General features: G+C 71.4%; 19 protein-coding genes and 3 pseudogenes. 9 read left to right on the top strand and 13 right to left on the bottom strand.

The annotated features are described in order from the left end of the window. Nucleotides 1-309: 309 nt before the first annotated feature. A complete protein-coding gene (locus tag AB0M76_RS38110) occupies nt 310-969 on the bottom strand; it encodes a TetR/AcrR family transcriptional regulator (RefSeq protein WP_365957318.1) in 660 nt (219 codons plus the stop codon). A 183-nt stretch (nt 970-1,152) separates the two neighbouring features. Between AB0M76_RS38110 and AB0M76_RS38105 the strand changes: the two genes are divergently transcribed. The 4 genes from AB0M76_RS38105 (at nt 1,153) to AB0M76_RS38090 (ending at nt 3,736) form a co-directional block, all read left to right on the top strand. Continuing rightward, the gene (locus AB0M76_RS38105) at nt 1,153-2,271 is read left to right on the top strand and encodes a serine hydrolase domain-containing protein (RefSeq protein ID WP_365957317.1); all 1,119 of its coding nucleotides are present in this window, start codon (nt 1,153-1,155) and stop codon (nt 2,269-2,271) included. Nucleotides 2,272-2,473: 202 nt separating this feature from the next. Further along, nucleotides 2,474-2,965 carry a DUF2975 domain-containing protein gene (locus tag AB0M76_RS38100; RefSeq protein WP_365957316.1) on the top strand — a complete coding sequence of 164 codons (492 nt, stop codon included), beginning with the start codon at nt 2,474-2,476 and terminating at the stop codon, nt 2,963-2,965. Next, on the top strand, nt 2,965-3,186 hold the full coding sequence (locus tag AB0M76_RS38095) for a helix-turn-helix transcriptional regulator (RefSeq protein ID WP_266999265.1): 222 nt from the start codon (nt 2,965-2,967) through the stop codon (nt 3,184-3,186). Before AB0M76_RS38100 ends, AB0M76_RS38095 begins: the two co-directional genes overlap by 1 nt. A 325-nt stretch (nt 3,187-3,511) precedes the next feature. Then, complete coding sequence (locus AB0M76_RS38090) at nt 3,512-3,736, top strand: hypothetical protein (protein ID WP_365957315.1); 225 nt, start codon at nt 3,512-3,514, stop codon at nt 3,734-3,736. A 376-nt stretch (nt 3,737-4,112) separates the two neighbouring features. Here the strand turns inward: AB0M76_RS38090 and AB0M76_RS38085 are convergent, their stop codons facing one another. The 9 genes and pseudogenes from AB0M76_RS38085 to AB0M76_RS38045 form a co-directional block, all read right to left on the bottom strand. Further along, complete coding sequence (locus tag AB0M76_RS38085; protein WP_365957314.1) at nt 4,113-5,717, bottom strand: FAD-dependent oxidoreductase; 1,605 nt, start codon at nt 5,715-5,717, stop codon at nt 4,113-4,115. A gap of 161 nt (nt 5,718-5,878) precedes the next feature. Then, nucleotides 5,879-6,481 carry an EF-hand domain-containing protein gene (locus tag AB0M76_RS38080; RefSeq protein WP_365957313.1) on the bottom strand — a complete coding sequence of 201 codons (603 nt, stop codon included), beginning with the start codon at nt 6,479-6,481 and terminating at the stop codon, nt 5,879-5,881. Between the two features lie 201 nt (nt 6,482-6,682). Beyond that, nucleotides 6,683-7,375: a formyltransferase family protein gene (locus AB0M76_RS38075; protein WP_365957312.1), complete on the bottom strand. Its 693-nt coding sequence runs from the start codon at nt 7,373-7,375 to the stop codon at nt 6,683-6,685. Beyond that, nucleotides 7,372-10,632 (bottom strand): amino acid adenylation domain-containing protein, encoded by a 3,261-nt coding sequence (locus AB0M76_RS38070; RefSeq protein ID WP_365957311.1) that lies wholly within the window; start codon nt 10,630-10,632, stop codon nt 7,372-7,374. Before AB0M76_RS38070 ends, AB0M76_RS38075 begins: the two co-directional genes overlap by 4 nt. Continuing rightward, on the bottom strand, nt 10,629-11,702 hold the full coding sequence (locus tag AB0M76_RS38065; RefSeq protein WP_365957310.1) for an NAD-dependent epimerase/dehydratase family protein: 1,074 nt from the start codon (nt 11,700-11,702) through the stop codon (nt 10,629-10,631). Before AB0M76_RS38065 ends, AB0M76_RS38070 begins: the two co-directional genes overlap by 4 nt. Further along, nucleotides 11,699-13,657: a fatty acid CoA ligase family protein gene (locus AB0M76_RS38060; RefSeq protein WP_365957309.1), complete on the bottom strand. Its 1,959-nt coding sequence runs from the start codon at nt 13,655-13,657 to the stop codon at nt 11,699-11,701. The genes AB0M76_RS38065 and AB0M76_RS38060 overlap by 4 nt, the downstream gene beginning before the upstream one ends. A 9-nt stretch (nt 13,658-13,666) precedes the next feature. After that, entirely contained in the window at nt 13,667-14,551 is an 885-nt protein-coding gene (locus AB0M76_RS38055; RefSeq protein ID WP_365957308.1) for a hypothetical protein, read from the bottom strand. A gap of 3 nt (nt 14,552-14,554) precedes the next feature. Then, nucleotides 14,555-15,622, bottom strand: a complete 1,068-nt coding sequence (locus tag AB0M76_RS38050; RefSeq protein WP_365957307.1) for a 3-oxoacyl-[acyl-carrier-protein] synthase III C-terminal domain-containing protein — start codon at nt 15,620-15,622, stop codon at nt 14,555-14,557. Between the two features lie 295 nt (nt 15,623-15,917). Next, nucleotides 15,918-16,018 (bottom strand): annotated as a pseudogene (locus AB0M76_RS38045) (VOC family protein); the annotation flags it as partial. A gap of 196 nt (nt 16,019-16,214) precedes the next feature. On the opposite strand from AB0M76_RS38045, the gene AB0M76_RS38040 reads away from it, so the two are divergent. Together AB0M76_RS38040 and AB0M76_RS38035 are read left to right on the top strand one after the other, a co-directional pair. Further along, nucleotides 16,215-17,309 (top strand): alpha/beta hydrolase-fold protein, encoded by a 1,095-nt coding sequence (locus tag AB0M76_RS38040; protein WP_365957306.1) that lies wholly within the window; start codon nt 16,215-16,217, stop codon nt 17,307-17,309. 350 nt (nt 17,310-17,659) lie between these two features. Further along, nucleotides 17,660-18,007 (top strand): lysine transporter LysE, encoded by a 348-nt coding sequence (locus AB0M76_RS38035; protein ID WP_365957305.1) that lies wholly within the window; start codon nt 17,660-17,662, stop codon nt 18,005-18,007. Nucleotides 18,008-18,058: 51 nt separating this feature from the next. On the opposite strand, the gene AB0M76_RS38030 is transcribed toward AB0M76_RS38035, so the two are convergent. From AB0M76_RS38030 to AB0M76_RS38020, 3 genes and pseudogenes are all read right to left on the bottom strand, one after another. Then, nucleotides 18,059-18,874, bottom strand: coding sequence for an alpha/beta hydrolase (locus tag AB0M76_RS38030; RefSeq protein ID WP_365957304.1), 816 nt, complete (start codon nt 18,872-18,874; stop codon nt 18,059-18,061). Continuing rightward, a pseudogene (locus AB0M76_RS38025) lies at nt 18,871-19,879 on the bottom strand (transposase). Before AB0M76_RS38025 ends, AB0M76_RS38030 begins: the two are co-directional and overlap by 4 nt. Before the next feature lie 20 nt (nt 19,880-19,899). Further along, nucleotides 19,900-20,523, bottom strand: coding sequence for a hypothetical protein (locus AB0M76_RS38020; RefSeq protein WP_365957303.1), 624 nt, complete (start codon nt 20,521-20,523; stop codon nt 19,900-19,902). 62 nt (nt 20,524-20,585) lie between these two features. Between AB0M76_RS38020 and AB0M76_RS38015 the strand changes: the two are divergent. The 3 genes and pseudogenes from AB0M76_RS38015 to AB0M76_RS38005 all read left to right on the top strand — a co-directional run. Then, nucleotides 20,586-21,388 (top strand): annotated as a pseudogene (locus tag AB0M76_RS38015) (barstar family protein); the annotation flags it as partial. Between the two features lie 258 nt (nt 21,389-21,646). After that, nucleotides 21,647-22,183 carry a hypothetical protein gene (locus AB0M76_RS38010; protein ID WP_365957302.1) on the top strand — a complete coding sequence of 179 codons (537 nt, stop codon included), beginning with the start codon at nt 21,647-21,649 and terminating at the stop codon, nt 22,181-22,183. 265 nt (nt 22,184-22,448) lie between these two features. Then, a complete protein-coding gene (locus tag AB0M76_RS38005) occupies nt 22,449-23,681 on the top strand; it encodes a GNAT family N-acetyltransferase (protein ID WP_365957301.1) in 1,233 nt (410 codons plus the stop codon). Nucleotides 23,682-23,683 lie beyond the last annotated feature (2 nt).

Genomic DNA, 23,683 nt, shown 5'->3' with positions numbered 1-23,683 from the left:
TGGCCGGTGCCCTTGATGAGCCGGACGGCTGAGTCCTCCCCTGCGTCGCCGAGGAGCACGGCGGGGCCGACCGGCGCCGGGCCTTCCGGCCCGGGACCATGTCCAAAAAGCGGGCGGCCGAGCCGGCAGGGCTCGGGATCGTGCGGGACACCGCAGACGCCGCGTTCGCGGAGAACCTCGCGGCCGCGCGGGCCTACCAGGCCCTCGACGGCACCCTCGCAGCTCCGCGGGGAGCCGCGATCCTCGACGTCGCGATCGGGCAGTACCTCACCAACGTCCGCAGCCCGGGCGGACCTGGCCCGGGCGGACCTAGCTCGGGCGGACTGCGGACTCGATGTGGGCGAGCTGGGCGGCGAGGATCTCTTCGAACGCGGCGCGGCGGTCTGCCCCGAGGGGGCGGACGTCGCGCGCGAAGTGGGCCAGGGCAGGGAAGCGTTCGGGGTTGGCGCCCAGTACCGCGACACGGAACAGCTCCATGCCCTGTTCGTACTCTTCGGCGGTGATGGTGCTGACCCCGGCCTCGGAGGCGATCAGCGAGGCGATGAGGACCGCGATCCGGTGGTAGCGCGCCGGGATCTCCTCGTCAGGCAGTCCCGACGCCCGCAGGGCCTGCAGCAGCTCTTCCATGACCAGCCGGGAACCGGTGCCGCCTGACGCATGGCGTCCCCAGACCGCGGCGAGCTGGGGTTGCTGACCGAAGGCCTCTCTCACGCGCAGGGCCAGGGCAGTGATGCGCTGCTTCCAGTCGCCTTCGGGGCGGTAGCCGTCCATAGCGGCCGCGAGGATCCGGTCGGCGACCGCGCGCAGCAGTTCGGTCTTGCTGCGGAAGTGCCGGTAAAGGCTGGAGGAATCGGTTCCGAGGGCAGCTGCGAGCTTGCGCACGCTAAACGACTCGGCGTCGCTCGTGCGTAGCAGCTCCGCCGCCGCATCCAGGATCTCCTCGGTCGACCAGCGCCTTCGCCGTGTCATCTCGCTCCTCTCGCCGGGTCTCAGTCTAACCTATGCACTTGGTGTTGCACGCACTGCGTGCATAATGAGGGCATGAGCGTGCCGGCCCGGCAGCAGGCGGGCTGGCATGCCACTCGTGCCCTGTTACCCGGGCCGGGCGACCGACGTGGAGCTCAACCCGGGGAATGCGAAAGGACGCATGCTGTGAGGAACCCACTGAATCCCGAGACGCTGAACGCCGCCATTGAAAACGTCCACCGCGCCGGGATGCCGGGGCTGTTCGCCGAGGTGCGTGACGGCGAGCAGGTCTGGCGCGGCGCCGCCGGGGTCGCCGATGTCGCCACCGGTCGCCCTGTCACCGCCGACATGCGGCACCGCGTCGGCAGCATCACCAAGACCTTCACCGCCGCTGCGGTTCTGCAGCAGGTCGAGAGCGGTCAGATCGGTCTCGACTCGCCGATCGGCCGGTACCTTCCGAGGCTGGTTCCCGGAGAACGCGGTGACGCGATCACGGTCCGGATGCTGCTCAACCACACCAGCGGCCTCGCCGAGTACCTCCCGTACGCCTATCCCTCCCTCAAGGCGTTCCCCGACCTCGCGAACACCAGCCCCCAGAGCCTGGACGACCACCGGTTCGCGCGGTTCGACCCCGTCGAGCTGATCGAGCTGGGGGTCGCCGCACCGGCTTTCGGTGCCCCGGGTGGTGCGTTGGGGCTGTACTCCAACACCAACTACCTGCTCCTCGTCGAACTCCTGGAACAGGCGACCGGCACCACGGCCGAGCGGTACATCACCGAGAACGTCATCGAGCGCGCCGGACTCCAGGACACCGAGATCCCCACCGGGCCGTACATCAACGGGCCGCACTCGCAGCTCTACGAGTCGTGGTTCGGCATGATCGACCCGCCGCGCGACTACAGCGTCTACGACATGTCATGGGTAGGTCCTTCGGCCTCGCTGATATCGACCGTCACGGACCTCAACCGCTTCTACGGCATGCTGCTGGCCGGCGAGATCGTCAGCCCGTCGTCGCTGGCGCAGATGCAACGCACGGTCCAGGTCGTCTCCCAGGAGGGAAAGACGATCGAGTACGGCCTCGGGCTGCACCCGGTGGAGGAGCCGGGTCAGGACACCTTCTGGGGTCATGGCGGCACGGTCTGGGGTGGTGGAGCGTTGGCCATGACCCGTGCCGACGGCAAGCGGCAGATGGCGGTCGCGGTGAACATGCAGAGGTGGAACAGGCTCGACTCCTCGGGCAGGCCGCGGCCACATCCCATCGACGGTGCGCTCGCGACCCTGTACCGCGTGGCGATGCACGGCTGACCGGCCGGAGAGAACCGCCTTCTCCAAGCCGGTCCAGGGCGCCCAGGCGGGGAGTGTGACGGCCCCCGTCCGGGCGCCTTCCACCACGAGGCAGCGACGTGCCGCCACGGCGCGGAACCCCCGCCCACCCCTTCGCCCCAGCCCTTGTCTCGTCTATCGAATTTCGATAGATTCACATCGCAACTCGATGGAAGGATGGGCGATGGGAAAGCTGACCGTGCGTGCGCTGCGCGCCGTGCTCGCGGTGGTGCTCGTCGGCACCGTGTTCGTGCAGGTATTGATGGTGTGGGTGTTGGTCAGCGGGAGCGACCCGGAGGACGGGGCGCTCCCGCTGACCCCGCTGCGCGTGATCACGGTCTTGGGCATGCTGTCGGCCCAGGTCGCCCTCGTCAGTGTTTGGCGGCTGGTGACGATGGTGCGACGCGGAACCGTGTTCTCCCACGCCGCCTTCCGGTACGTGGACGCCGTGATCGGCGCGATCGTGGCGGCTGCCCTCCTGTGGTTCGCGGTCACGGCCATCAATGCGCCGGGCCAGCGGGACGACCCGGGCGTCACCGTCATCATGGGCGGGGTCGGCCTGGCCATCCTGGGGGTCGCGCTCATCGTGCTCGTGCTGCGGATGCTGCTCGCCCAGGCCGTCGCGCGCGACGTCGAAGCCGCCCACATGCAGGCCGAGTTGGACGAGGTGATCTGATGCCGATCACCGTCGACATCGACGTGATGCTCGCCAGGCGGAAGATGTCCGTCGGCGAGCTCGCGGAGCGCGTAGGGATCACGCCCGCCAACCTGGCGGTACTCAAGAACGGCCGGGCCAAGGCGGTGCGCTTCACGACGCTCGCCGCGCTCTGCGAAGTGCTCAGGTGCCAGCCGGGGGACCTGCTGCGCTGGGAGGCCGAGGACGCCGCGGGCGGCTGACGTGCCCGGCGCCCACGGTGTGCAAGTTGCGCCGCCCAGCTCGCCTCGCGGGCCCCCCGCGCATCGCCCATGCTGATGAGGAGGGCGTCGTCGGCCCTGAGACTTGTCCTCCCACAGGGCCGGAGCCGGGACGGTGGTGGTCCCGGCTCCATCGTCTGGTGTCTCGGGCTACGCGGCCCCGCGCCACTCGTGCGCCGGCTCGGACCCAGGCGTGGGGCTCGTCCGGGCTGGTGACAGGACGGACCCGGGACTCCTCCTGCAGGCGGACGGACACCGGGCAGTGTCGGGTCCAGTTCGATCACATGACTACGCGGTGAGGCCGGAAATGGACAAGAAGAAGCCGAAGAACCTCGTCGATCCGGAAGCACTCTCGGACGAAGAGATGATGAAACTGATCAATGAAATCCTCGACAGCGTCCCACCCGAACAAGCCGAGGCCCGCCTCCTCGCCATTGCCGATGGGAAACCGGCTCCCCGGGACGTTCCGGTAGACCTGACCCCCGCCCAAGCGAGCAGCCTTCTCCTCTTCCTCCACAGAGGCGGCGGCTGATTCCGCCCCGGAGCGATGGGGCACACCGGGGCGATCGCCGAGGGCGTCCGGCCCGACGGGTCGCCGTGCCTGGATGACGGCCCTCGTGGCGCTCGACGCCTCACTGCACCGCTACGCCGCCGTGGCGGGAGGACGGATACCCTGCCAGGGTCTCGGCGGCCCGCTCCGGCGGGAGGGGGCCGCGTCCCCGGCGAGCCGCTCTGCCGGCGGCGGGGTGGCCAAGGTCGGCAGTGGGTGGCCCGGCGGCCAAGGGCTGCCGTGGACCGACATCGCCACCGTGCCGCACGGCCACGGGGCCCGGCTCCCCACCCGAGCAAGAAGCCTCCGCCCTGCTGCCGTTACCGCCCGAGCGGTAACGGCAGCAGGGCGGTGTCCGTCAGAAGCCGCAGGCCGCTCGCGCATCCCGGAAGCGCGCGGGATGCCGCCGGCGGTACTCGACCAGGCACTGGGCGACTGCGGCTCCTTCACCCACGGCGGCGCCGACCCGCTTGACGGATCCGGAGCGCACGTCGCCCACGGCGAACACGCCGGGCACGCTGGTCTCCATCGGCAGCACGTCCGGGCCGGCTCCGCCGATTCCGGTCAGGACGTATCCGCGGCCGTCGAGCTTCAGCTTGCCTCCGAGCCAGTCGGTCGACGGGTGGCCGCCGATCAACACGTAGAGGCAGTGCGCGGGGACCGTTCGCTCGCCGCCTTCGCGATCGCGCAGAGTGAGACCGGTGAGAGTCGTCCCGCCGTGGCACTCGGCCACCTCTGTCCCCAGGAGGACCTGCAGGCCCGGCGTCCGCTCGATGCGCTGCACCAGGTAGCTCGACATGGAAGCGCCGAGGTCGGTGCCCCGCACCAGCAAGGTGACGGTGCGGGCGTAGCGCGCGAAGTAGAGGGCGGCCTGTCCGGCGGAGTTGCCCGCGCCCACCATGTACACGTCCTCCCCGGCAGCCGAGGGGGCGTCGGACAGGCATGCGCCGTAGTACACACCGGAGTTGAGCAGGCGGTCGACGCCGGGAGCCGTCAGGCGGTTCCAGTCCACGCCCGTGGCGACCACCACCGCGGCCGCTGTCACCGAGGACGTCTCATCGGTACCCGCCTTGACGAACTCGACGGTGTGGTCACCGGTGTCCGTCGGGGTCACCCGACTGGCCACCCGGGTGGGCTGCCACTCGACGCGGGCGCGAAGGGCCTGTTGCAAGGCGCGCTGGGCGAGATCACCGCCCGTGAGACCTACGGGGAAACCGAGGTAGTTCTCGATCCGCGAGGTCGATCCCGCCTGCCCGCCGGGCGCGTCGTCCTCGATCACGACCACGCTCATACCCTCGGCAGCGGCGTACACGGCCGCGGACAGACCTCCGGGGCCACCGCCGATCACCGCGACGTCGTAGTGGTCCTGTTCGGCCGGCCGGAGGAGACCGAGCCGCTCGGCCAGGTCGCTGATCGAAGGATCCACGATCTCGGTGCCGTCCCCGAGGCGGACGGTCACCGGGGCGTCCCGTACGTCCTCCTCGGGGAGCCAGCGGAAGATCACGCCACTGCGGCCGAGGAAGTCGCGCACCGCGTAGGCGGCGGGTGAGAAGCGGCTCCCGCGCACCTCGGCGGTCGGCAGACCACCGTCGCAGTCGGCGTTCCACGTGCACAGGGAATCGTCGAGCGCGCCACGCAGGTGCTCGGCCGGGTTGCCATCGTCCCGGGCCGCCCCGACGGGGGTGTCGGACTCCGCATTGCCGCGCTCGGCCGGCAGCGACAGCCAGCGCACGCCCGGGTGCTGCGCGGCACCCGGGTCCACTGCCTCGTCGGCGAGCACGGCCGCCACCGGTACCTTCCGGTCGGCCAGCGCGCGCAGCGCGCGGACCACCTCCGCCTGCCCTCCGACCTGCAGCACGCGGAAGGACGTCCGGTACCAGCTTTGCACCAGCTCAGCGGTTTCATGCCGGCGCAGCGGGTCGGAGTCGGAGAGAACAATCACCGGCAGTGCGGCATCGGCCATCAGAGGTCCTCCAGCAGGTTTTGAGTGATCGGCTTCCTCTCCCGGTCAACGAGCGGGGACGCCATACGAACCGGTCTGGAAAAACCACTGCAGGAAGGCGGGGGCAGCAGAGGGCAAAGACGGCATACCCCCTCCTTCTTCCGGGCCTCCTCGGACAGCCCTCAGAGGCGCCCGAAGAACTGATTCCCGCGGGCCGAGTAGTTGTCGCTCGTGTAGTACTCCTTCATTGCGGAGCTGATCTCGTCACGGCTCAGCTGCCCGTCACCGTCGACGTCCAACTGATTGAACGCCTCGTCGAAGGTCTCGCGGGGCAGCCGGAACATGCCGTGGAGCAGCGAGGTGTACTCTTCCCGGCTCAGCATGCCGTCGCCGTCGCGGTCGCCGAGCTCCGTCCAGGCATTGCTCATGTTCCGGATCCGTTCCCAGATCCTGTTCTGATCCGTGACGATCCGCGCCCGGAACGCCGCCCGGAACTCTTGTCGGTCGACCGCTCCGTCGTCGCTCTTGTCCATCCTCTGGAAGACGGCGTCCCAGAGGTCCTCCAACGAGCCCCGAAGGCCGGCCACGACCGCCGGAGCGACACCGAGTGACTCGGCGAGCCTGTCCGAGAGGCCGATGACGTCCGACTTCTCGAGCCGCCCGTCGCGGTCCGAGTCGAAGACATCGAACGACCGGTCCAGCTTGATGTCCAGAACGCTCACGACAACATCCCCTTCACTCCACGTAGTCGCCTCGCTACACGCGAGGCGGGCCCAGGAAACCACAGGTCACGTCCCATACGCACGGAAGGAGCGGATGCCTGACCATTCCGGGTGACGCGGCCTGAAAAGTCATCTCTTCGGCCAAGACGCTGTGGACGACACGGATGCGGCGCTACCGTCGCGGGCGGTACGGAGGATGGGGGGCGCAGGGATGCCGGCGGAGGCGTTGGCGGATCGCCCAGCAGGCCATGTGGCAGGCACCGTTCAGTCGGCGGGCACCGCCGTCCCGATCGCCGCGGCCAGTTCGGGAGCGTGCGCGGCGAAGGGGCCGAGGTCCGTGGCGGCGGCGTAGGCCGGGTGACTGCGATGGTCCGCCAGCCGGGCCAGGGCGCGGGTCCCGTAGTACGCCGACGGCCCCGCGGGGGCGGGAGGGCGCGGGAGGGCCGCGCCCGCGGCGACCGACGGCAGGGTTTCCTCGAACAGGGCCTGGCAGGCGCGCACGCCGCGGAGCATGACCTTGAAGTGGCGGGCGTCGGGGGCGATCGGGAAGCGGTACTCGGCCAGGACGCGGCCGGTGTCGATGCCCGCGTCGACCTCGTGGAGGGTGGCGCCGTATTCGTGCTCGCCGTTCAGCAGGGCGAAGAGGACGGCCACGGAGGGCAGTCCGCGGTGGCGGGGCAGCAGCCCGTTGTGGATGTTGAGGATGCGCAGGCCCCGGGAGAGGAGCGGTGCGCGGAAGATCCGGCGGTTGTTGAGGGACCAGACGACGCCGTCGGTGCAGGCGTGCGCGAGGGCGTCGGCGTGGGCGTTGATGTCGTCGGGGGCGGGGACGTGCAGGTGCCGGGCCCCTGCCGCGTCCTGCGGTTCCTCGGAGCAGACGAGGTCTACGGGGTGGCCCTGCGCGGCGGCGTGTGCGACGGCTCGGCGCAGCAGTGCGCCGTCTCCGACGAAGATCATGCGGGGAGTTCCTCTCGGGCGACCGTGAGGTGGGCGCAGACCTGTGTGAGCGTCAGGTTCCGTACCAGGCAGTCGAGGCCGGCCATGAAGCGGCGGGCCTGGGCGGGTTCCAGCAGGTCGTCGGAGACGGCGGTGAGCATTTCCACCAGGGCGAGGGAGTCTCCGCCCAGGGTCTGGAAGTCGGATTCCGCGGACAGCCGGGCGGTGTCCACGGCGAGGATCGCGGCCCAGTGGGCGGCCACCCGTGCCTGGAGGGTGGCGGGCCCCGCCGTGTCGTGGGCGACGACAGGGGCGGAGGTGAAGGGGTCGGGCAGAGCGTCGAGGTCGGCCTTGCCTCCGACCGTGCTGGGGATGGCGTCCACGGTGATGACGTGGGCCGGGACCATCGCGGCGGGCAGCAGGGCGGTGAGCGCGGCGCGCAGGGTGGCGGGGAGGTCGGGGCCGCCGTGCCGAGCGCCTTGGTCGCCCGAACCGTTCGGGCCCGGGCCGTACGAGCCGTCGGCACGCGCGACGACGTACGCGCACAGGACCGGCGTGGTGGTGTGCGGGCGGCGGCGGACGGCCACGACGGCGCGGCTCACCTCGGGCCGGGCCTCGAGCACGGCGACGATCTCCGCGGGCTCGATGCGGTGCCCGGCGATCTTGAGCTGGCCGTCGATGCGCCCGGCGAACTCGACCGCCCCGCCGGGCAGTCGCCGGCCGAGGTCGCCCGTCCGGTAGGTGCGGGTGCCGTCCTTGTCCTCGGTGAACGGGGAGGGGCGGCCGTCCGGCGGGCCGAGGTAGCCGCGGGCCACCTGGACGCCGCTGACGACGATCTCCCCTGTGCGGCCGGTGTCCTCGGCCCCGGTGCCGATGCGTTCGCCGTCCTCGGTGACGAGGTCGACCCGGGCGTAGGGGCCGGGGATGCCGATGGCGAGGGTGGCGGCGGTCGTCGGCCGCGCGTCGTCCACGACGTGGGCGAGGCAGACGACGGTCGTCTCGGTGGGGCCGTAGCCGTTGATGATGCGGCAGTCGGGACCGAAGGCGGTACGGGCGGTGCGTACGGCGGCCGGGGTCAGCGGTTCGCCGCCGAGCAGCAGGGTGCGTACGTCGCCTGCGCCGGCGTCGGACAGCAGGGGCAGGTGGGAAGGGGTGAGGGCGAGGGTGTCGGCCCGGTGGTCGGTGACCAGCCGGTGCAGGGTGGCGCGTGAGGGCGCGTCGGGCACGAGGACGACCGTGCCGCCGGCCAGGAGGGGCAGGAAGAGGGGGAAGCAGGAGATGTCGAAGCTGTAGGAGGCGGCGAAGCCGAAGCGGGTCCGGGCGTCCACGCGGCAGACCTGTGTCATCCAGTGGACGAAGCCCGCGAGGGCGCGGTGTTCGATCTGCACGCCCTTGGGGCGGCCGGTGGAGCCGGAGGTGTGGATGACGTACGCGAGGTCCTCCGGCGCGGGGGCCGGGGGTACGGGCAGGGGCGGAGGGGCGGTGACGAGGTCCTCTGCGAGGACGAGCGGGCAGGGGGCGAGTGCGGTGAGGGGCTCGGCGAGGTGACGCTGGGTCAGGCAGAGCCGGGCGCCGCAGGCGCGGAGGATCTCCGCGGTCCGCGCGGCGGGGTGGGCGGGGTCCAGCGGCACGTAGGCGGCACCCGCCTTGAGGATCCCCCACAGGGCGCATACCCCGGCCGGGGTGCGGTCGACGACCAGACCGACGAGGTCTTCGCGCCCGATGCCGTGGCTCAGCAGCGCGGCGGCCACGGCGTCGGAGCGGTGGTCCAGTTCGGCGTACGTGACCACCCCGCCGGGCCCGTCGAGCGCGGGCGCCCGGGGCGTACGGGCGGCCTGCGCGCGGAACAGTTCCACGACGGTGGCGGGGGGCGGCACGGCATCGGATGCGGGTACCGCTGACGGCCGGAGCCCGGCCGCCGAAGCGGAGTCGGGCTCCGCTGCGGACGCGGGCGGCGGCACGGCGGTGGACGACCCCGCGGGTACGGGCGTCGGCGGTGGCGCCGGGGCCGCGGAGGGCGGGAGGTGGGTCAGGACCTCGTCCAGGAGGCGGGTGGCGCGTACGGCCAGGTCGGGGCCGCCGCGGACGCCCATCGTGAGCTCTGTCGCGGTGTCCGTCTCGGTGGCGACCACCGAGACGGGGACCAGCGGGGCGTGGACGGGCAGTGCGTACAGGGTCGTCGCGGTGAAGCCCCCGCCGGAGAACTCGGCCGGGTCCAGGCGCCCCAGGTGGGAGACGACGGCCGAGGCGAGGTGGCGGTCGGCCCGTACGGCGCCGGCCTGGGCGGCCCGTAGGAGCAGGCGACTGGCCGTCGGCGGCAGTGGGAGGAGGGCCGACTCGAAGCCCTCGGCGAGCTCCTGGTTCTCGGAGAGGGCCCGGAGCAGGGTGACGTGTGCCCTCGGCCACTCCTGTCCGGGGCTCAGCTCCAGGAACAGGGGAAGGGTGAGGTTGCCGGTCGAGGCGATGCCGGGACGGTGGCGCCGCAAGTCGACCGGGATCATGACACGGGTGCCGCCGCGGCTCGCGGTGCCGGAGCGGGCACTGCCGCTGCCCGTCACCGCGCTGCCGGTCGATGTAGCGCCGGATCGGGCGCCGCCCGCCGCCGCACTGTCCGTCAAGGCCTGGGCCAGGCGCGCCGTGAGGGCCGGGTGGTGGGTGGGGAGGGTTCGGCGGAGCCAGAGGGTTTGTTCGGGGCCCCTGGGCGGGCGGCCCAGGGGGGACGGGCGGTCGGGGACGAGGGGCGGGCGCCGGGTGGTGGCGCCGAGGCGGCGCAGCAGGCCGCGGTCGGTGTCCGGGGCGAGGGCGGGGCGGCCGGGCTCCCCGCGCAGGGCGCGGAACACCTCCCGTACCCAGGTCAGGGCGCCGTGACCGTCCATCAGGGCGTGCGGGGCGCTGAACACCAGCGTGGCCGTGTCCGCAGTGGTGCCGGGGATTACCAGGACCTCGCAGCCCGGTGCGGCGTTGCGGTGTGAGTGGCCCGTGAGGAGTGCCGCCGTGGTCGGGTCCGACACGTCGATGCGCCCGGCGGCGGGAGCGGCGTACCGGATCGCGGGCAGCGGGCCCTCGGCGGTCCAGACGGGCCCGCGTCGTACCAGGCGGGAGCCCGGGCAGGTCTCGGCGGCCCGGGCGACCGCCGCGCGGAGGGCTGCCGGTTCGGGGGCGGTGTGGCCTTCGACGACGATGCGGAGGGCCATGGCGCCGCGTGCGTGCCCGGCGGCCAGGTAGAGGTGTTCCGTGGGTGATACCGGGCGCCGGTACGGGATGTGAGGGGGTGTCATCGTGGCGTGGTCCCTTGGTCGGTGCTGGTGCGGCCCGGCTGCGTCCAGGCCTCGATGCCGCCGGTGGCGTGGATCCAGCGGAGCAGCCCGCTCACGCCGTCCTCCCGGGTGCGCGGCGGGTCGTAGCCGAGGTCGCGGCGGGCGGCGCCCGTGTCGTACGTGGTGGAGCGGGTGAGGAGGGCCGTCATGTAGCGGCTCAGCGGCGGGCCCGTGGCGGCCGAGGGGCGCAGGCGCCACGCCGTCTCCACCGCGCTGGACAGGGCCCGGGTTACCGTGATCGGGACGCGGGGGTGCGGTGGGGGGCAGCCGAGGAGGGCGCCGACCTCGGTGAGGAAGGCCCAGAAGTCGGTCTCCTCGCGGTCGGCGATGAAGTACGCCTTGCCGCCGATGCGTTCGGCGGGGACGGCGGCCGCGCGCAGGCAGGCGTCGACGGCGTTGTCGACGTGGCACAGCGAGACCCGTACCCGTTTGCCACCGGACAGGTCGGGCAGCCGGCCCGCCCGCATCGAGGCGATCATGCGGGGCAGGAAGCCCGCGTGGTCGCGTGGGCCCCAGATGCCGCGCGGGCGCAGCGCGCACGTGGTGAAGTCCGGTGTGTTCGCGGCCAGTACGTACTGTTCGGCGGCGGCCTTCGTCGCGCAGTAGTGGTTGAAGAACCGGGTGGGGTACGGAGTGCTCTCGTCGATCCGGAGCCGGTCGCCCTCGCGCAGGTGCATCAGCGCGCTCGGGCTGCTGACGAAGACGAAGCGGGTGGCGCCCGCGGCGCGGGCCGCCGTCAGCAGCCGCTGCGTTCCGGTGACGTTGGCCTCCTCGAACTGGGCGCGGCTGCCGTGGTCGACGACGCGGGCGGCGCTGTGCAGCACGGTGTCGCAGCCGATGGCCGCGCGGGCCAGCGAGGCGGCGTCGGCGAGGTCCCCGGGCACGAGCTCGGGTCCCGGACCGAGGGCGCTCAGGCGGGCGGTGTCGCTGCCCGGCCGGACCAGGGCGCGGACCCGGTGGCCGTCGCGCAGGCAGGCGTCGGCGAGGTGGCCGCCGAGGAAGCCGGTGGCCCCGGTGATCAGGATGTTCACAGGGCTCGCCACCAGGTCGCGCCGTAGAGCATGGTCAGTGCGGCGGTGGCCGTGCTGCCGTGGCCCGCGGCCCTGCCCCTTGGCAGTGCGAGGGGGATCTGCGCGGCGTGCACCGGGATGCTGAGGAAGGCGTCGGCCCACCAGAGCCAGCGCAGCACGGGTACGTCCGGGGCGTCCGCGACGGCCGCCCAGATCGCGCCGCCGAGGAGGTACGCCCAGCCGGCGAGCGGTACGAGGCGGGCCGCGCGGGTCCGGGAGAACGGGGGCGGGGGCGGGGCGAGGCGCCGCTGCGCCCATCGGGCCAGCTGCTCGCGGCCGATCTTGGCGTTGTGGCGGATGTCGACCGGGAAGGCGGGGTGGTGCAGGAACTCCTCCAGCCCTCGGGTGGGGACGTGGTCGGCGGCGAGGGCGCGCAGTTCGGCGACGAGGTCCCGCCAGGCGGGACTGCCGGCCGGGACGTCGCTCTCCACGCAGACGACGGGGCGCTGGGCGCCGGCCGGGCCGATGCCGACCAGGGCGCTGCGGCGCACCAGCGGATGGGCGTTGAAGACGCCCTCGCAGCGCACGGTGTACAGGTCCCGGCCGGCGGCGCGCACCCGTTGGGAAGTGCGGCCGCAGAACCAGAGCCGGCCGCGGTCGTCGAGGTAGCCGAGGTCGCCGGTGCGGTGCCAGGTGAGCGCGGTGCCGTCGGGCCGGTTCTCGTGCACCTTGTGCAGGGCGTCGGACCCGGGCGCGTCGTGATAGCGGGGGCTGACGGACTCGCCCTCGACGAGTATCTCGCCGACGGTGTCGGCGGGCAGGGCGGTCCCCGGGTACAGGCGGGCGTGCGGGCCGTCGGTGACGGGGATGATGCGGACGCGGGTGCCGGGGACGGGCCGGCCGATGCAGGTGCCGGCTCCGCGGGCGCTGCCGGCGGAGGTCTCGCCGAGGATCTCCTCGGATTCGATCGAGGTGATCGGCAGGACCTCGGTGGCCCCGTACGTGACGTGGACGGACGCCTTCTCGTCGAGGACGGTGCGCAGGGCGGCGACGACGGAGTCGGGGACGGGCGCGCCGCCGGAGACGATGCAGCGCAGGTCCCGCGGGGGGCGGCCCAGGGCGGTGAGGTGGTCGGCGAGGTTCCGCAGCAGGGCGGGCGAGGCGAACATGGTGGTCGCGCCGAATCGTTCCAGCGCGTCCATGAGCAGGGCGGGGTCGGCCTGGGCGACCTTGGCCGGTGCAAGGGGGGCCAGGACGGTGGTGGAGCCGTAGACGAGGTCGAGGATGCCGTAGAAGGGCAGGGTCACCAGTGACGTGTCGTCGCGGGTGCGGCCGTGGGCGGCCTCGATCTGGCGGGCGATGGAAAGCGCCATGCGGTGGGTGTACTCGACTCCCTTGGCCGGGCCGGTGCTTCCGGTGGTGAACCCGATCATCAGGAGGTCGTCGCCGCCTACGTCGGCGGCGGGGGTCCTCGGCCCACCGGCGGTCCGCAGCGCGGCGAGGATGTGGCCGCCCCACAGCCGGTGGCGGCCCAGCGTGACGGGGATGCGTACGCGGCCGAAGGTGCGCCGGCCGAGGACCCGTACGAGGTGGGCGAGCGGTGGTCCGATGAACGCCTCGGCGCCGACGGCGCGGTAGCAGTGGAGCATCCGGCGCACGCCCATGCCCGGGTCGACGACGACGGGGACGGCGCCGAGCCGGAAGAGCGCGAAGGCGAGGGCGAAGAGCTCCGGGCCGGGCGGTGCCATCAGGACGGTCTTGGTCCCGCGGGTGATTCCGGCGCGGGCGAGTCCGTGGGCGGTCTGCTCGACCGTGTCCTGCAACTCCCTGTAGGTGACCTCGCGGTAGCGCGGGCGGCCGCCGGGCTCGCGGCCGTCGGGGTGGATGACGGCCGGCTTGTGCGGGAAGGCGGCGGCGTTGCGCTCCAGGCAGTCGGCCAGGCCCGCGGTGGTTGCGGAATGGGGAACGGTGCTCATGGCCTCGCGTCACCAGCCTTCGGGCCGGTAGGCGACGCAGGCGGCGCTGGGGCCGGCGCCGGCGGCGACTATGAGGAGCCGGTCGCAGTCCTTGGGGCGCGGGGCGGCCAGGGCCTGGAGGTAGCCGAGGATCGGCGCCGCGGTGTGCGGCTCGCCGGCGCCGATGTCCTGGCCGGCGCTCGGGTCCTCCCCGGGGCGCGGGTCCTCCCCGGCGTGTGGGCCGACGACGAGGGTGCGGTCCAGGTCGATGCCGTGCTCGCGGGCGTACCCGACGGCACAGGCGGCGGCGAGTGCGCTGCGCCGCTCCCCGTGCCCCTCGGTACGGCGGACCGTGATCCGGGAGCGGCCGTCGCTGCCCATGGCGGCGGTGTCGAGGTACCCCTCGGTGTCGCTGGGCCCGTCGCCCGAGTACACGGACACGGGGCCGAACCCGGCGTCGGGGTCGGCGCTGCGCTGGAGGAGGAAGGCGCCGGCCAGGTCCGCGTACGGGTAGTCGGGGTCGCGGCGGGCGTCGCCGCCGGGGTGCACGTCGGCGGCGGTGATCAGGACGCGTTCGGCGCTGCCGGTGCCGAGGAGGCTCTGGGCGAGCTGTACGGCGTTGAGGACACCGCAGGCGCCGTTCATGAGGTCGAAGGAGAAGCCGGCGGCGGGGGCCGGGTCGGCGATGTAGTCCAGGTTGATGCCGACCTCCTTCTGGACCAGGGCCGCGAGGGCCGGTTCGAAGGTGTTGGACTCCCGGTAGACGCCGACGTTGATGAGGACCCCGACGGATGACGGGGAGACCTGCGCCTGCGACAGGCAGGCGCGGGCGGCGCGGCTCGCGAGTTCGACGGCGGAGGCGGGTCCGGTGCCGTGGTGCGTGGCGGTGTGGGCTGCGGCGATGACCATTCCCATGGCTCAGACCCCCATGTTCGTGATCGTGGCCGACAGGGCGCCGGTCACCACGCCGGAGGCGGCGGGGACCATGAGGAACCGGGATCCGGGGCGGGCGGTGCCGGCCCGCAGGTGCTCACGCAGCGTCAGGAAATGGGAGGTGGTGGCGGTGTTGCCGTACTTCTCGACGACCGCGAGGGAGGTGGGCATGGGGGCCTCGAACTCGGCCTCGGCGGTCTGGTTCACGTAGTCGATGAACCGGGTGCCGACCTGGTGCTGGATGACGTAGTCGAATGCCTCGTCGGTGAATTCCCGGCCCTGCTTGGCCAGGAGGTCCCGGTGGAACCGCGGCCACAGTTTGAGCCGGTCGCGGTTGTGCATCTTCTTGTTGTCCGTGTAGAGGGCGATGCCCTGACTGCGGTCGCTCGGCATTCCCATGCACAGGTGCGAGTACTCGGAGCAGGTCATCAGTTCCACGTAGTGGATCCGGTCGGCCTCGTCGGTGGAGGCGTCCAGGACGACGGCGGCCGCCGAGTCGCCGACGGAGAGCGAGGCGAACTGCGGGTCGTAGGAGTCGGTGACCTCGCGGGCCGCCGTCTCGGCGACGGCGGTGGCCTGCTCACCGCTGACGACCAGGCCGTTGCGTACCGCACCGGAGCGGATCATGCGGTCGAGCAGGTAGACGCCGGTCATCATGCCGGCGCAGGCGTTGGACACGTCGAATTGGACGGCCGATCGTGCGCCGAGCTCGCGGGCGAGCAGCGCGGCGAAGGAAGGTTCGAAGGTGAAGCGGCCTCCGTCCGTGAACCGGGTGATCGAGGCCGATATGACGACGTCGAGGTCGGCGGCCTCGTAGCGGGAGGCGGCAAGGCAGTCCCGCGCGGCGGACAGGGCCATCGAGAAGGAGTTCTCGGCGGCTGCCGGATCCGGGTCGTACACCCGGCGCTCGGCGACTCCTGTGATCCGCTGGAGGTCCGCGTCACGGACGGCGGATATCCCCTCGGTCAGCTCCCGGGTGGTCACCACGGTCTCGGGTACGTGGGCCCCCAGGGCCTCCAACCGGCTGTGGCAATTCAGTGTGCTGGTGTTCATGCTTCGTGTTCTCCATGGGACATCCCCGTTACAGACAGCGAAGTTACCGTAGCGTAGGGATCGGCCCGCACGCCCCACAAAAGGAGTTGAAGGGTGCAGATGGGTCGATTACCAGCCAGGCATCCCAAGGACCGCATTTCGCCAACACCCGGCGCTGACACCTCCTGCCACTCCGATCGTCGGCCGGAACATCACGCACGGTGCGCAAAACCTGTCCGGAACTACTCGGTCCGCCTGACTCGGACCCCCGGGCCGGGGCGTCTGCCAACGGGCTGGTGCATGACGGGCTCACCGAACTGCGCAGGACACAGAACTCGTTGCCTTCGGGGAGGCGAGGATCGCCCAGCCGGAACCATCGGGATTCCGGGGGTCAGTGACGAAGGTGGCACCGAGGCCTGCCCTGATCTGAAGCCGAGCCTTGCGTACGTCGCAGCTGCGGCGGCCGTGGGCAGCGGCACGGACACACTCATTTGAAACCTAAACGACATTTGCTGCATATTTTTGCAACCTTGGGGTCGAGAAACACATCCAAAGAGGAGGACCCACCCGTTCTGCCCGCTCGAGGGCAGCCGCACTGTTCGGAGCGAAGTTCGTGCACGTGTACCCGCAGCCGCAGCCCCAGCAGCCCAGGCGATCCCGCAAGAAGGTGTGGATCGGCTCCGCGGTGGCCGTGGCCCTGCTCGCCGGCGCCGGCGCAGGGTTGATCTACTGGAAGACGGACTGGTTCGACGGGAACGGGGAGTCCGTCAGCTACGCGAAGCCCTCCACCGGAGCGGACAAGGACAAGCAGACCGGCGGCGGGAAGCAGGCCGCCGCGCCGAGCGCGGACCCGGACGTGTCCCTCCCCGCCGGTCCGTTCACCGACTTCAAGCAGACGGTCAAGCTGGACGACGGCACCCGCATATCCAAGGCCCGGGTGAAGGGCGCCAAGTCCGGCTTCGAGGGCAGCGTCTGGGTGTGGACGCCCAAGGAGTACGACCGCCCGGAGTACGCGAAGAGCGCCTTCCCGGTCATGATCGCGCTGCCCGGAGGCAACGGGAACGCCGACAACTACTGGGCGACCATGCCGCAGCTGGGCCTCCAGAAGGCCGTCGCCGAGGGCGCCGCGGCCGGCAAGAGCCTCCCGTTCATCCTGATCATGCCGATCCTCAACCCGGACAACAAGTACTACTACGACGGCTCCGACATCCCCGGCCAGGCCAAGATGGGCACCTGGATCGGCGAGGACGTACCCGACCTCGCCCAGGCCAACTTCCGTACGTACAAGTCCCGCGACGGCTGGGCCTTCATGGGCAACTCCTCCGGCGCCTTCGTCGGCCTCAAGCAGCTCCTGCAGAAGCCGGACCGCTTCCGGGCCGTCATAGCCAACGGCGGCGAGATCGTCCCGGACTCCCCGCTCTGGAAGGGCCACCAGGCGGAAATGGACGCGAACAACCCCGAGAAGCTCGCCCCGAAGCTGATCAGCAACAAGGGCCCCGAGGTGAACGTCTTCTTCCAGTACGGCACCAAGGAGGGCGGCCGCGAGCGGATGGAGAAGTTCCAGCAGCAGTTCGGCAAGGGCCCGGTCAAGGTCACGATCCACGAGATCCAGGGCGGCGATCACAACGGCTGGGACTACGTCCGGGGCATGAAGGAAGGCCCCCTGGAACAGCTCAGCAAGCTGATGAAGGGCCCGAAGCCGCAATAGGGACAGGTACGGACGGCCGCGGCGGGCCCGTCCGCCGGGGGCAGGTGGGCCCGGAGGTCACAGGCGCGGGAGCAGCGAGCGGCATCGTGGGTCCGTCCGCGCCAAGCTCCGCCGGGTACCACCAGGTCGCGATGCACGGCGTGAACGAAGCGGAGTGTGTCGGGTTGCCGCGCTGCGGCTTGGCCCCGGCGCCGTGACGCTCGGGGCATGTACGCCTTGTCCCCGGCCAGATGGCCGGGACGGGTTCGAGGACGGCCGCCCCCGCGGCACTTGACCCGCTCTCGGCAACCATTCCGGCTTCGCGCGGGTCCTTCACACCGGGCCCCGTATAGGGAGGGTCGTCCGCGAGGATGAAGGGCGCCGTGGGGGTCCCCAGGGCAGCGAAAGGCGTCGGCGAGTTCGTCATCGAGGCGGTTGGAGAAACCGCCGGCGAGGCACTCCTCAGCCGGCTCACCTGCGCCCTGCTCGCCGGCCTGGCTCTGATCGCCTACCTGAGCTGGTCCTTCAGCCCACGTCTGACCATCGCGGGAGCCGGACTGCTCAGCTTCTACCTCGCCCACGGCGCCTGGCAGACCTTTCGCGCCCCCGCAAAGGGCCGCCGCCGGGGCCTCACCGCCTTGACCACAGCCGGCTTCGCCCTGACCGCCTTGACGCCCCTCTTCGTGTTGGTCTACGCCACGGGCTGCAACTGCCCGTGAGGTCAGTCGACTCCATCCGCCCAACTCGCCAAATCGATTGCAGGCGTTTGGTCAGGCCAGATGCGAAAGCAACTGTTCGACGAGCCGTTCGGGACTGCGGAGTGGCAGGTAGTGGTCGGCGTCCGGGACGACCACGCCGTGGGCGTCGGGTATGTCGGCGACGAGCCGGTCGGCGATCGCTGCGATCTCGGGGTGGTCCTGGTCACCGTGGATGACCAGGACCGGCGCGGCGATATCACACAGTCGCGATTCGGCGTTGCGGTCCGGGAAGTGTGCGAAGAACGGTTCGCTGGTGATTCGGCGTTCGGCGTTGTCCGCCACCATCGCCTCGATCAGCTCTCCGCCGGCGGCCGTGCGGCCCAGCGAAGCCCAGATCGACAGTTCCAGCGCGGCCAGGGCCGCCGCGTCCCGCTGTCGGCGGGCAGTGGCGTAGGCCGAGGACTGCGGGTCCTGCGGCCAGACGTGTCCGCTGACCGACGCACCGACCAGGGCCAGCGCGCTGACCCGCCCGGGGTGGGCGAGCGCGAAGTCCAGCGCCGTCTCCCCGCCCATGCTCAGTCCGACCAGCGCGGCGTGATCCAGGCCGAAGTGGTCCAGCACGGCGCGCAGGTCCTCGACATCGTCGAAGGGCTGGTCCGGCAGGCTGGAGCGCCCCAGACCGCGGGCGTCGTAGCGGACGACGTCGTGGTTGCGGGCCAGCTCCGGAACAACCGCATCCCACAGCCGGGCATCCATGCCCGCGCCATGCAGCAGGACGACGGGGCTGCCGGTGCCGCGGCGTTCGGCCCGGAGCCAGCCGCCGCCCGGGGCGGGAATATCGACTTCGACTGCGCCAAGGGGGGCCGGCCTGTCGGCGTTCGATCTCATGACACGATCATCTCAGAACGCTCGATCAGGATCCCGCGCTCGAATCGGGCTCGGGCGCGCACGAGCGCGACCAGGTGCGGGGCGTTGACGGCGCGCCGGCGCTCCTGGGCGGACTCGATGACCTTGAACGTCATGGCCAAGGCAACCGAGCGGGATCCGGCGCCGCGGGTGACTTTGGTGCGCAGCCGGTCGGTGGCGAAGGTGGACTCGATCGAGTTGGTGGCCGCAGGTGGATCCAGTGCTCGGCGGGGTTGTCGTAGAACGTCTTGATGGCAGCCTTGGCAGCCTGGTCTGTGTCCTCGGCGTTGAAGATGTCTGCGATCACATTCTTCGCCGCGGGCTGCGCCGACTTCGGGAGCGCGTCCAGCACGTTCGCGGCTTTCCGCACCCAGCACCCTTGTTCGCGGGCGTCGGCGAAGACGTCGCGCACGCCTTCCAGAAACCCAGCGCGCCATCGCCCACGGCGAGATGCGGGGCGCGCATCCCGCTCCGTTCGCAGTCGCGCAGCAGGTCCCGGACAGGTCCCGCTTCTGGAACGCCTTGTGGTCCTCGATCCATTGGGCGGTCAGCCGCGACACCGTGGCCGGCGACGGCCCAGCCGTGCTGCCGAGGAACTGCTCTAGCGCGGGCGCAAAGTCGCCGGTGGACAGGCCCAGGGAGATCTTCGGAGTCTTGCGGGCCCAGGCGGCAGGATCGCCGAGGAGAACCGCTTGCGCTCCCGGTTCTCCGGATCGACCCGCTTGTCGTTCACCCGCGGCGCCTTGACGGCTACCGGCCCGGCCGCGGTGGCGATCGTCCGCTCGGCATGGAAGCCGTTAGGCACCACCAGACGACGACCAGCCTCATCACACACGTTCGCAAGCTGCGCCGGGTAGGCGCTGACCTCGGCCTCCAGCGCGGCGGCCAGCATCTACCGCGCTCCTCTCGCACGATCTCGTCGATCAGGGAGCCGTTGTCAGCGGAGCCGTCAGTCAGGTTCTGAGCATTGCTCGCCAAGGTGGGCACGTGCCCCTCGCTGATGACGGCTAGGGCAGACCCACCAGGCCCCAGCCTCGGCGGGCGGTCTCTGTTGTCACATCGCCCCATTCACGCAGAAGTGCGGTGAAGTCCTCAAAGGTGTCCGGGCGGCCTGCCCAGCTCTCGCACTCGGCGGCGAACGGGCCGCGCAACTCCTCAAGGCGCGGCTGCACCTGCTTCCAGGCATGGGCCTTGTGGGACGCCGCCTCTGGTGGGCACACCAGAAGGACCCGGGGGTGCCGGCGGTCGGCTGCGGGTGGGAAGAACCCCCCGCCCCCGGTCAACCCGCGATCTTCGGCCGGATCCACATCCCAGATCAGACCCTCGAGAAAGGCGTCCATCGCCTCACGCACAGACAAGTCGACGAGCAGGCGTATGTCAGCCCATGCGGCGCCCGCACAAGCGTGGGGGCGGTAGGAGCCAGTCGTCGTGAAGAAGTCGTACTCGGCGCACCATGCCGATCCCGGGTCCGGGGGCCAAAGCCAGCCGCGGGCCCGGCCGTACCTGAGGTGGCACGCGTCGTCGAGCTCCCATGGCCAGGCCATGTCGCCCAACGCTTCGATCCGGTTCTCGACGGGGATGGCGCCCAACTGCTCCCAGTCGGCCATGAACAGTGTGAGATCCAGACCCATGGCGGCAGCATAGGCAAGATGCACGCGGCAAGTCGCATCCGGCGCCGGTGCCCAACACGCGCGGGATCAGCGACTACGAGGGCCCGCCCGAGGGACACCGGGCTCCGGTCCGACTGCACGACGGGTACCGGTGGCTGGGCTCCTGCCAGGAGTTCGCCCGCGTTCCGCCAGAGGAGCAGGCTGAACCCCCGCTCGTCCTGCGGGGCCTCGCCCCGAGCGCCCGGCTACGGCGGGCACTGGCGACGGGCACCCGGCGCACGCTGGACCTGGGCGAGACAGGGCTGGAGGTACGGGACGACGACGGTGCCCCGCTCACCGACCGGCTGCTGCGGCCCACGATCCGCACGTGGAGCCCGTCCTCTCACGGGCCGGATCTGATCGATCTGGAACTCGAGGGAGAGCTCGACCGACCCGTACCGGGATACGCCCGTCCCGTGTGGGACCGCTGGCTCGTCGGCCCGCCGGACACCCCTGGCTCCTGGGTCGGCCTGGATACCCGGCGGCGCGGGGCCTGGCTCGAACTCGTCCGCGAGCGGGGCTGTCGGCTGAGGCACCAGAAGCGACCGGCCGAAGGTGTGTACGAGCTGGACGGCCGGCACATCACCGACACACCGAGCCTCTTCCTGGCACTCGGCGAGGCCGTCAACGGGCCGGGCGGCTACTTCGGCGGCTGCCTGGACGCCCTCGTGGACTGTCTGCGCGGAAACTTCGGCTACACCGCCCCGCAACCCTGCTCTGGCGGAACGCCGGAACCGCGCGCAAGCACCTGTCCCATGTCCTGACACCGCAGGGCGAACCCTACGACCTGCACGGCACAGTGCTCGAAGTCCTGACCGAGGGCGGGATGCACGTCACGTTCACGTGAATCGGCATCCGCCGCGCCGCCGTAGTGACGCAACGAGCCCGGCGCGTACCTCAGCGGACAGGTACGGCCTGGCCGCCCGGTCCCACCGTGGCCATTGCCTGCCAAGTGCGCGGCGCCGACGGGCGGCTTCTTGTGCATCCTTGGTCGATTGCATGCCGCCGAGAAGGCTCCCATCGGGATTCGGCAGACCCTCCTCTCACCAGCGGGCTACTGTACGGACACGCTGTGTTGCCCCACGGTCACCCGAGGAGGAATCCCGTGCCATCGCCCTGCGACGCCCAGTACGCTCCCGCCGGCAATGTGGGTGCAGCACTCATGCTGATCGACTCTCGGCTCAAAACCGTCTACGACGGCAAGGCCGGGACCGGCCCCGAACAGCAGCAGTTGATGGACCAATTCGCCGCCTCGCTGGGCCCCGAGGAAGCCGATGACCTGGTGGACGGCACGTGCACGATCATCTACATGTTCATCCAGTGGCTGCGGATGGCCTACGAGGACCACGACAGGGACGTCATCGAATACGTGGTGCCCAGCTTCGTGGCCTCGATGCGCATGATGCCCAAGAGCATCCGCCCCGAAGTCATCCCCACCATGGCCGGCCTGATTGTCGCGGCCGGCACCGGCCTGAGCCCCAACCTGTGGCGCAAGCAGTACGGAGACTGGACCGGGGAAGAGATGAATGCCCTGGAAGCCACGGCCCTGCTGCTCGCGGAGCACATCAACCGGCTCACCGACGACCACGACTTCGCCACCCGCATGATCGCCGAAGCTCTGTCCAGCGCCAACCAGGACTGATCGCGGAGGTATAGGGGGCGTACGCGGAGTACGGTCAAGGACGTCGTCCCGGGCGTCACTCGGCACGGCATCGGACGCTGGTTCGCCACCCAGCAGCGCGAGTGGCCCGCCTCGCCAGACGGCGACGAGGGCGGGCGCGACGCCACGTCCGAGGCGCGGCCGAGTTCCACAACGGTAATTCGCTTGCCCTGGGCACGAGTCAACGCTGCACTGTGGCCGGACACCACGCGTCGTGGTGCCGGTATTCGAGGAGGCAGCGGCCGCAATGGAGATACGACCCACGACTGACGAGGACCTTGACGTCTTCGTCGACACGCTCCATGCCGCGTTCGGGCTCTTCCCTGAGGCCCCGACCGAGGGCGGCGGGCTCTGGTGGTCTGCGCTCGAAATGGACCGCAACCTGCTCGCCCTGACGGCGGACGGGCGGCCCGTCGGCACCGCCGGTGCGTACTCCTTCGAGCTCACCCTGCCCGGTGAGACCCTCGTCCCGGCCTCCGGGGTGACCGCCGTCGGCGTCCTGCCCTCGCACCGACGCCAGGGCGTACTCAGCGCGATGATGCGGCATCAGCTCAGGGAGCTGCGGGCTCGCGGGGAGTTCCTCTCCGTACTGCTGGCCTCCGAGGCCCTGATCTACCGCAGGTTCGGCTACGGACCGGCGACCTACACAGCGCGGCTGACGGTATCGCGCCACCAGGCCGCCCTCGCCCTCCCCCGGGCGCGCGGCACGGCCGACGCCCCAGCGACCGGCCCGGACACCGGCTTTGTCGAGGTGGTGCGTCGTGCCGAGTGCGGCGCCATGCTGGAAGAGGTCTACGACCGGTACCGCCGCGCACAGCCCGGCGCGCTGTCCCGGCCGCAGCGCTGGTGGGCCCTGCGCGCGGGGCAGCCCCCGATCTCACCGGCGCCGCGCTACGTCGCCGTTCACCGGGACGCCGACGGCGTCCCGGACGGGTACGCCAGCTACTCGATCGACGAGCACAAGACCTTGACGGTCGACGAGACCATCGCAACCGACGACGCCGTCTTCACGACACTGGCCCGGTTCGTACTCGGACACGACCTGGTCTCTCAGGTCGTGTTCAAGCACTGCCCGCCCGACCACCCGCTGCGCTGGCAGCTTGCGGACTTCCGCGCCGGCCAAGTGAGCGGCGACACCGACTGGCTCTGGGTGCGGCTGCTGAACGTCCCGCGTGCTCTGACCGCGCGCGCCTGGTTCGTGGACGGCGAGCTCGTCCTCGACGTGGACGACCCGTTCCTCGGCGAGCACGGCCGCTACCTGCTGACCGTCCGGGACGGCAAGGCCGACTGCGTCCCGACGGAGCGGGAGCCAGACCTGTCCCTGGACGTGAGCGACCTGGGCTCGGTCTACCTCGGCGGCACCGCCCCGAGCACGCTCGTACGTGCCGGACACATCCGGGCCCACCGCCCGGGCGCGGTCGTCCTCGCTGACGCCCTCTTCCGCGCCGAGCGCTCCCCGCACTGCCTGCACTGGTTCTGACC

Origin of the sequence: Streptomyces sp. NPDC051364, from assembly GCF_040682115.1 — a bacterium.
Taxonomy (GTDB): domain Bacteria; phylum Actinomycetota; class Actinomycetes; order Streptomycetales; family Streptomycetaceae; genus Streptomyces.
This window is presented reverse-complemented; position numbering and strand designations above follow the sequence as displayed.

Coding starts and splice junctions, on each gene's coding strand:
- AB0M76_RS38110 (WP_365957318.1), bottom strand. CDS start 969: ATGACACGGCGAAGGCGCTGGTCGACCGAGGAGATCCTGGATGCGGCG.
- AB0M76_RS38100 (WP_365957316.1), top strand. CDS start 2,474: ATGGGAAAGCTGACCGTGCGTGCGCTGCGCGCCGTGCTCGCGGTGGTG.
- AB0M76_RS38095 (WP_266999265.1), top strand. CDS start 2,965: ATGCCGATCACCGTCGACATCGACGTGATGCTCGCCAGGCGGAAGATG.
- AB0M76_RS38090 (WP_365957315.1), top strand. CDS start 3,512: ATGGACAAGAAGAAGCCGAAGAACCTCGTCGATCCGGAAGCACTCTCG.
- AB0M76_RS38085 (WP_365957314.1), bottom strand. CDS start 5,717: ATGGCCGATGCCGCACTGCCGGTGATTGTTCTCTCCGACTCCGACCCG.
- AB0M76_RS38075 (WP_365957312.1), bottom strand. CDS start 7,375: ATGATCTTCGTCGGAGACGGCGCACTGCTGCGCCGAGCCGTCGCACAC.
- AB0M76_RS38070 (WP_365957311.1), bottom strand. CDS start 10,632: ATGACACCCCCTCACATCCCGTACCGGCGCCCGGTATCACCCACGGAA.
- AB0M76_RS38060 (WP_365957309.1), bottom strand. CDS start 13,657: ATGAGCACCGTTCCCCATTCCGCAACCACCGCGGGCCTGGCCGACTGC.
- AB0M76_RS38055 (WP_365957308.1), bottom strand. CDS start 14,551: ATGGGAATGGTCATCGCCGCAGCCCACACCGCCACGCACCACGGCACC.
- AB0M76_RS38050 (WP_365957307.1), bottom strand. CDS start 15,622: ATGAACACCAGCACACTGAATTGCCACAGCCGGTTGGAGGCCCTGGGG.
- AB0M76_RS38035 (WP_365957305.1), top strand. CDS start 17,660: ATGAAGGGCGCCGTGGGGGTCCCCAGGGCAGCGAAAGGCGTCGGCGAG.
- AB0M76_RS38030 (WP_365957304.1), bottom strand. CDS start 18,874: ATGAGATCGAACGCCGACAGGCCGGCCCCCCTTGGCGCAGTCGAAGTC.
- AB0M76_RS38020 (WP_365957303.1), bottom strand. CDS start 20,523: ATGGGTCTGGATCTCACACTGTTCATGGCCGACTGGGAGCAGTTGGGC.
- AB0M76_RS38005 (WP_365957301.1), top strand. CDS start 22,449: ATGGAGATACGACCCACGACTGACGAGGACCTTGACGTCTTCGTCGAC.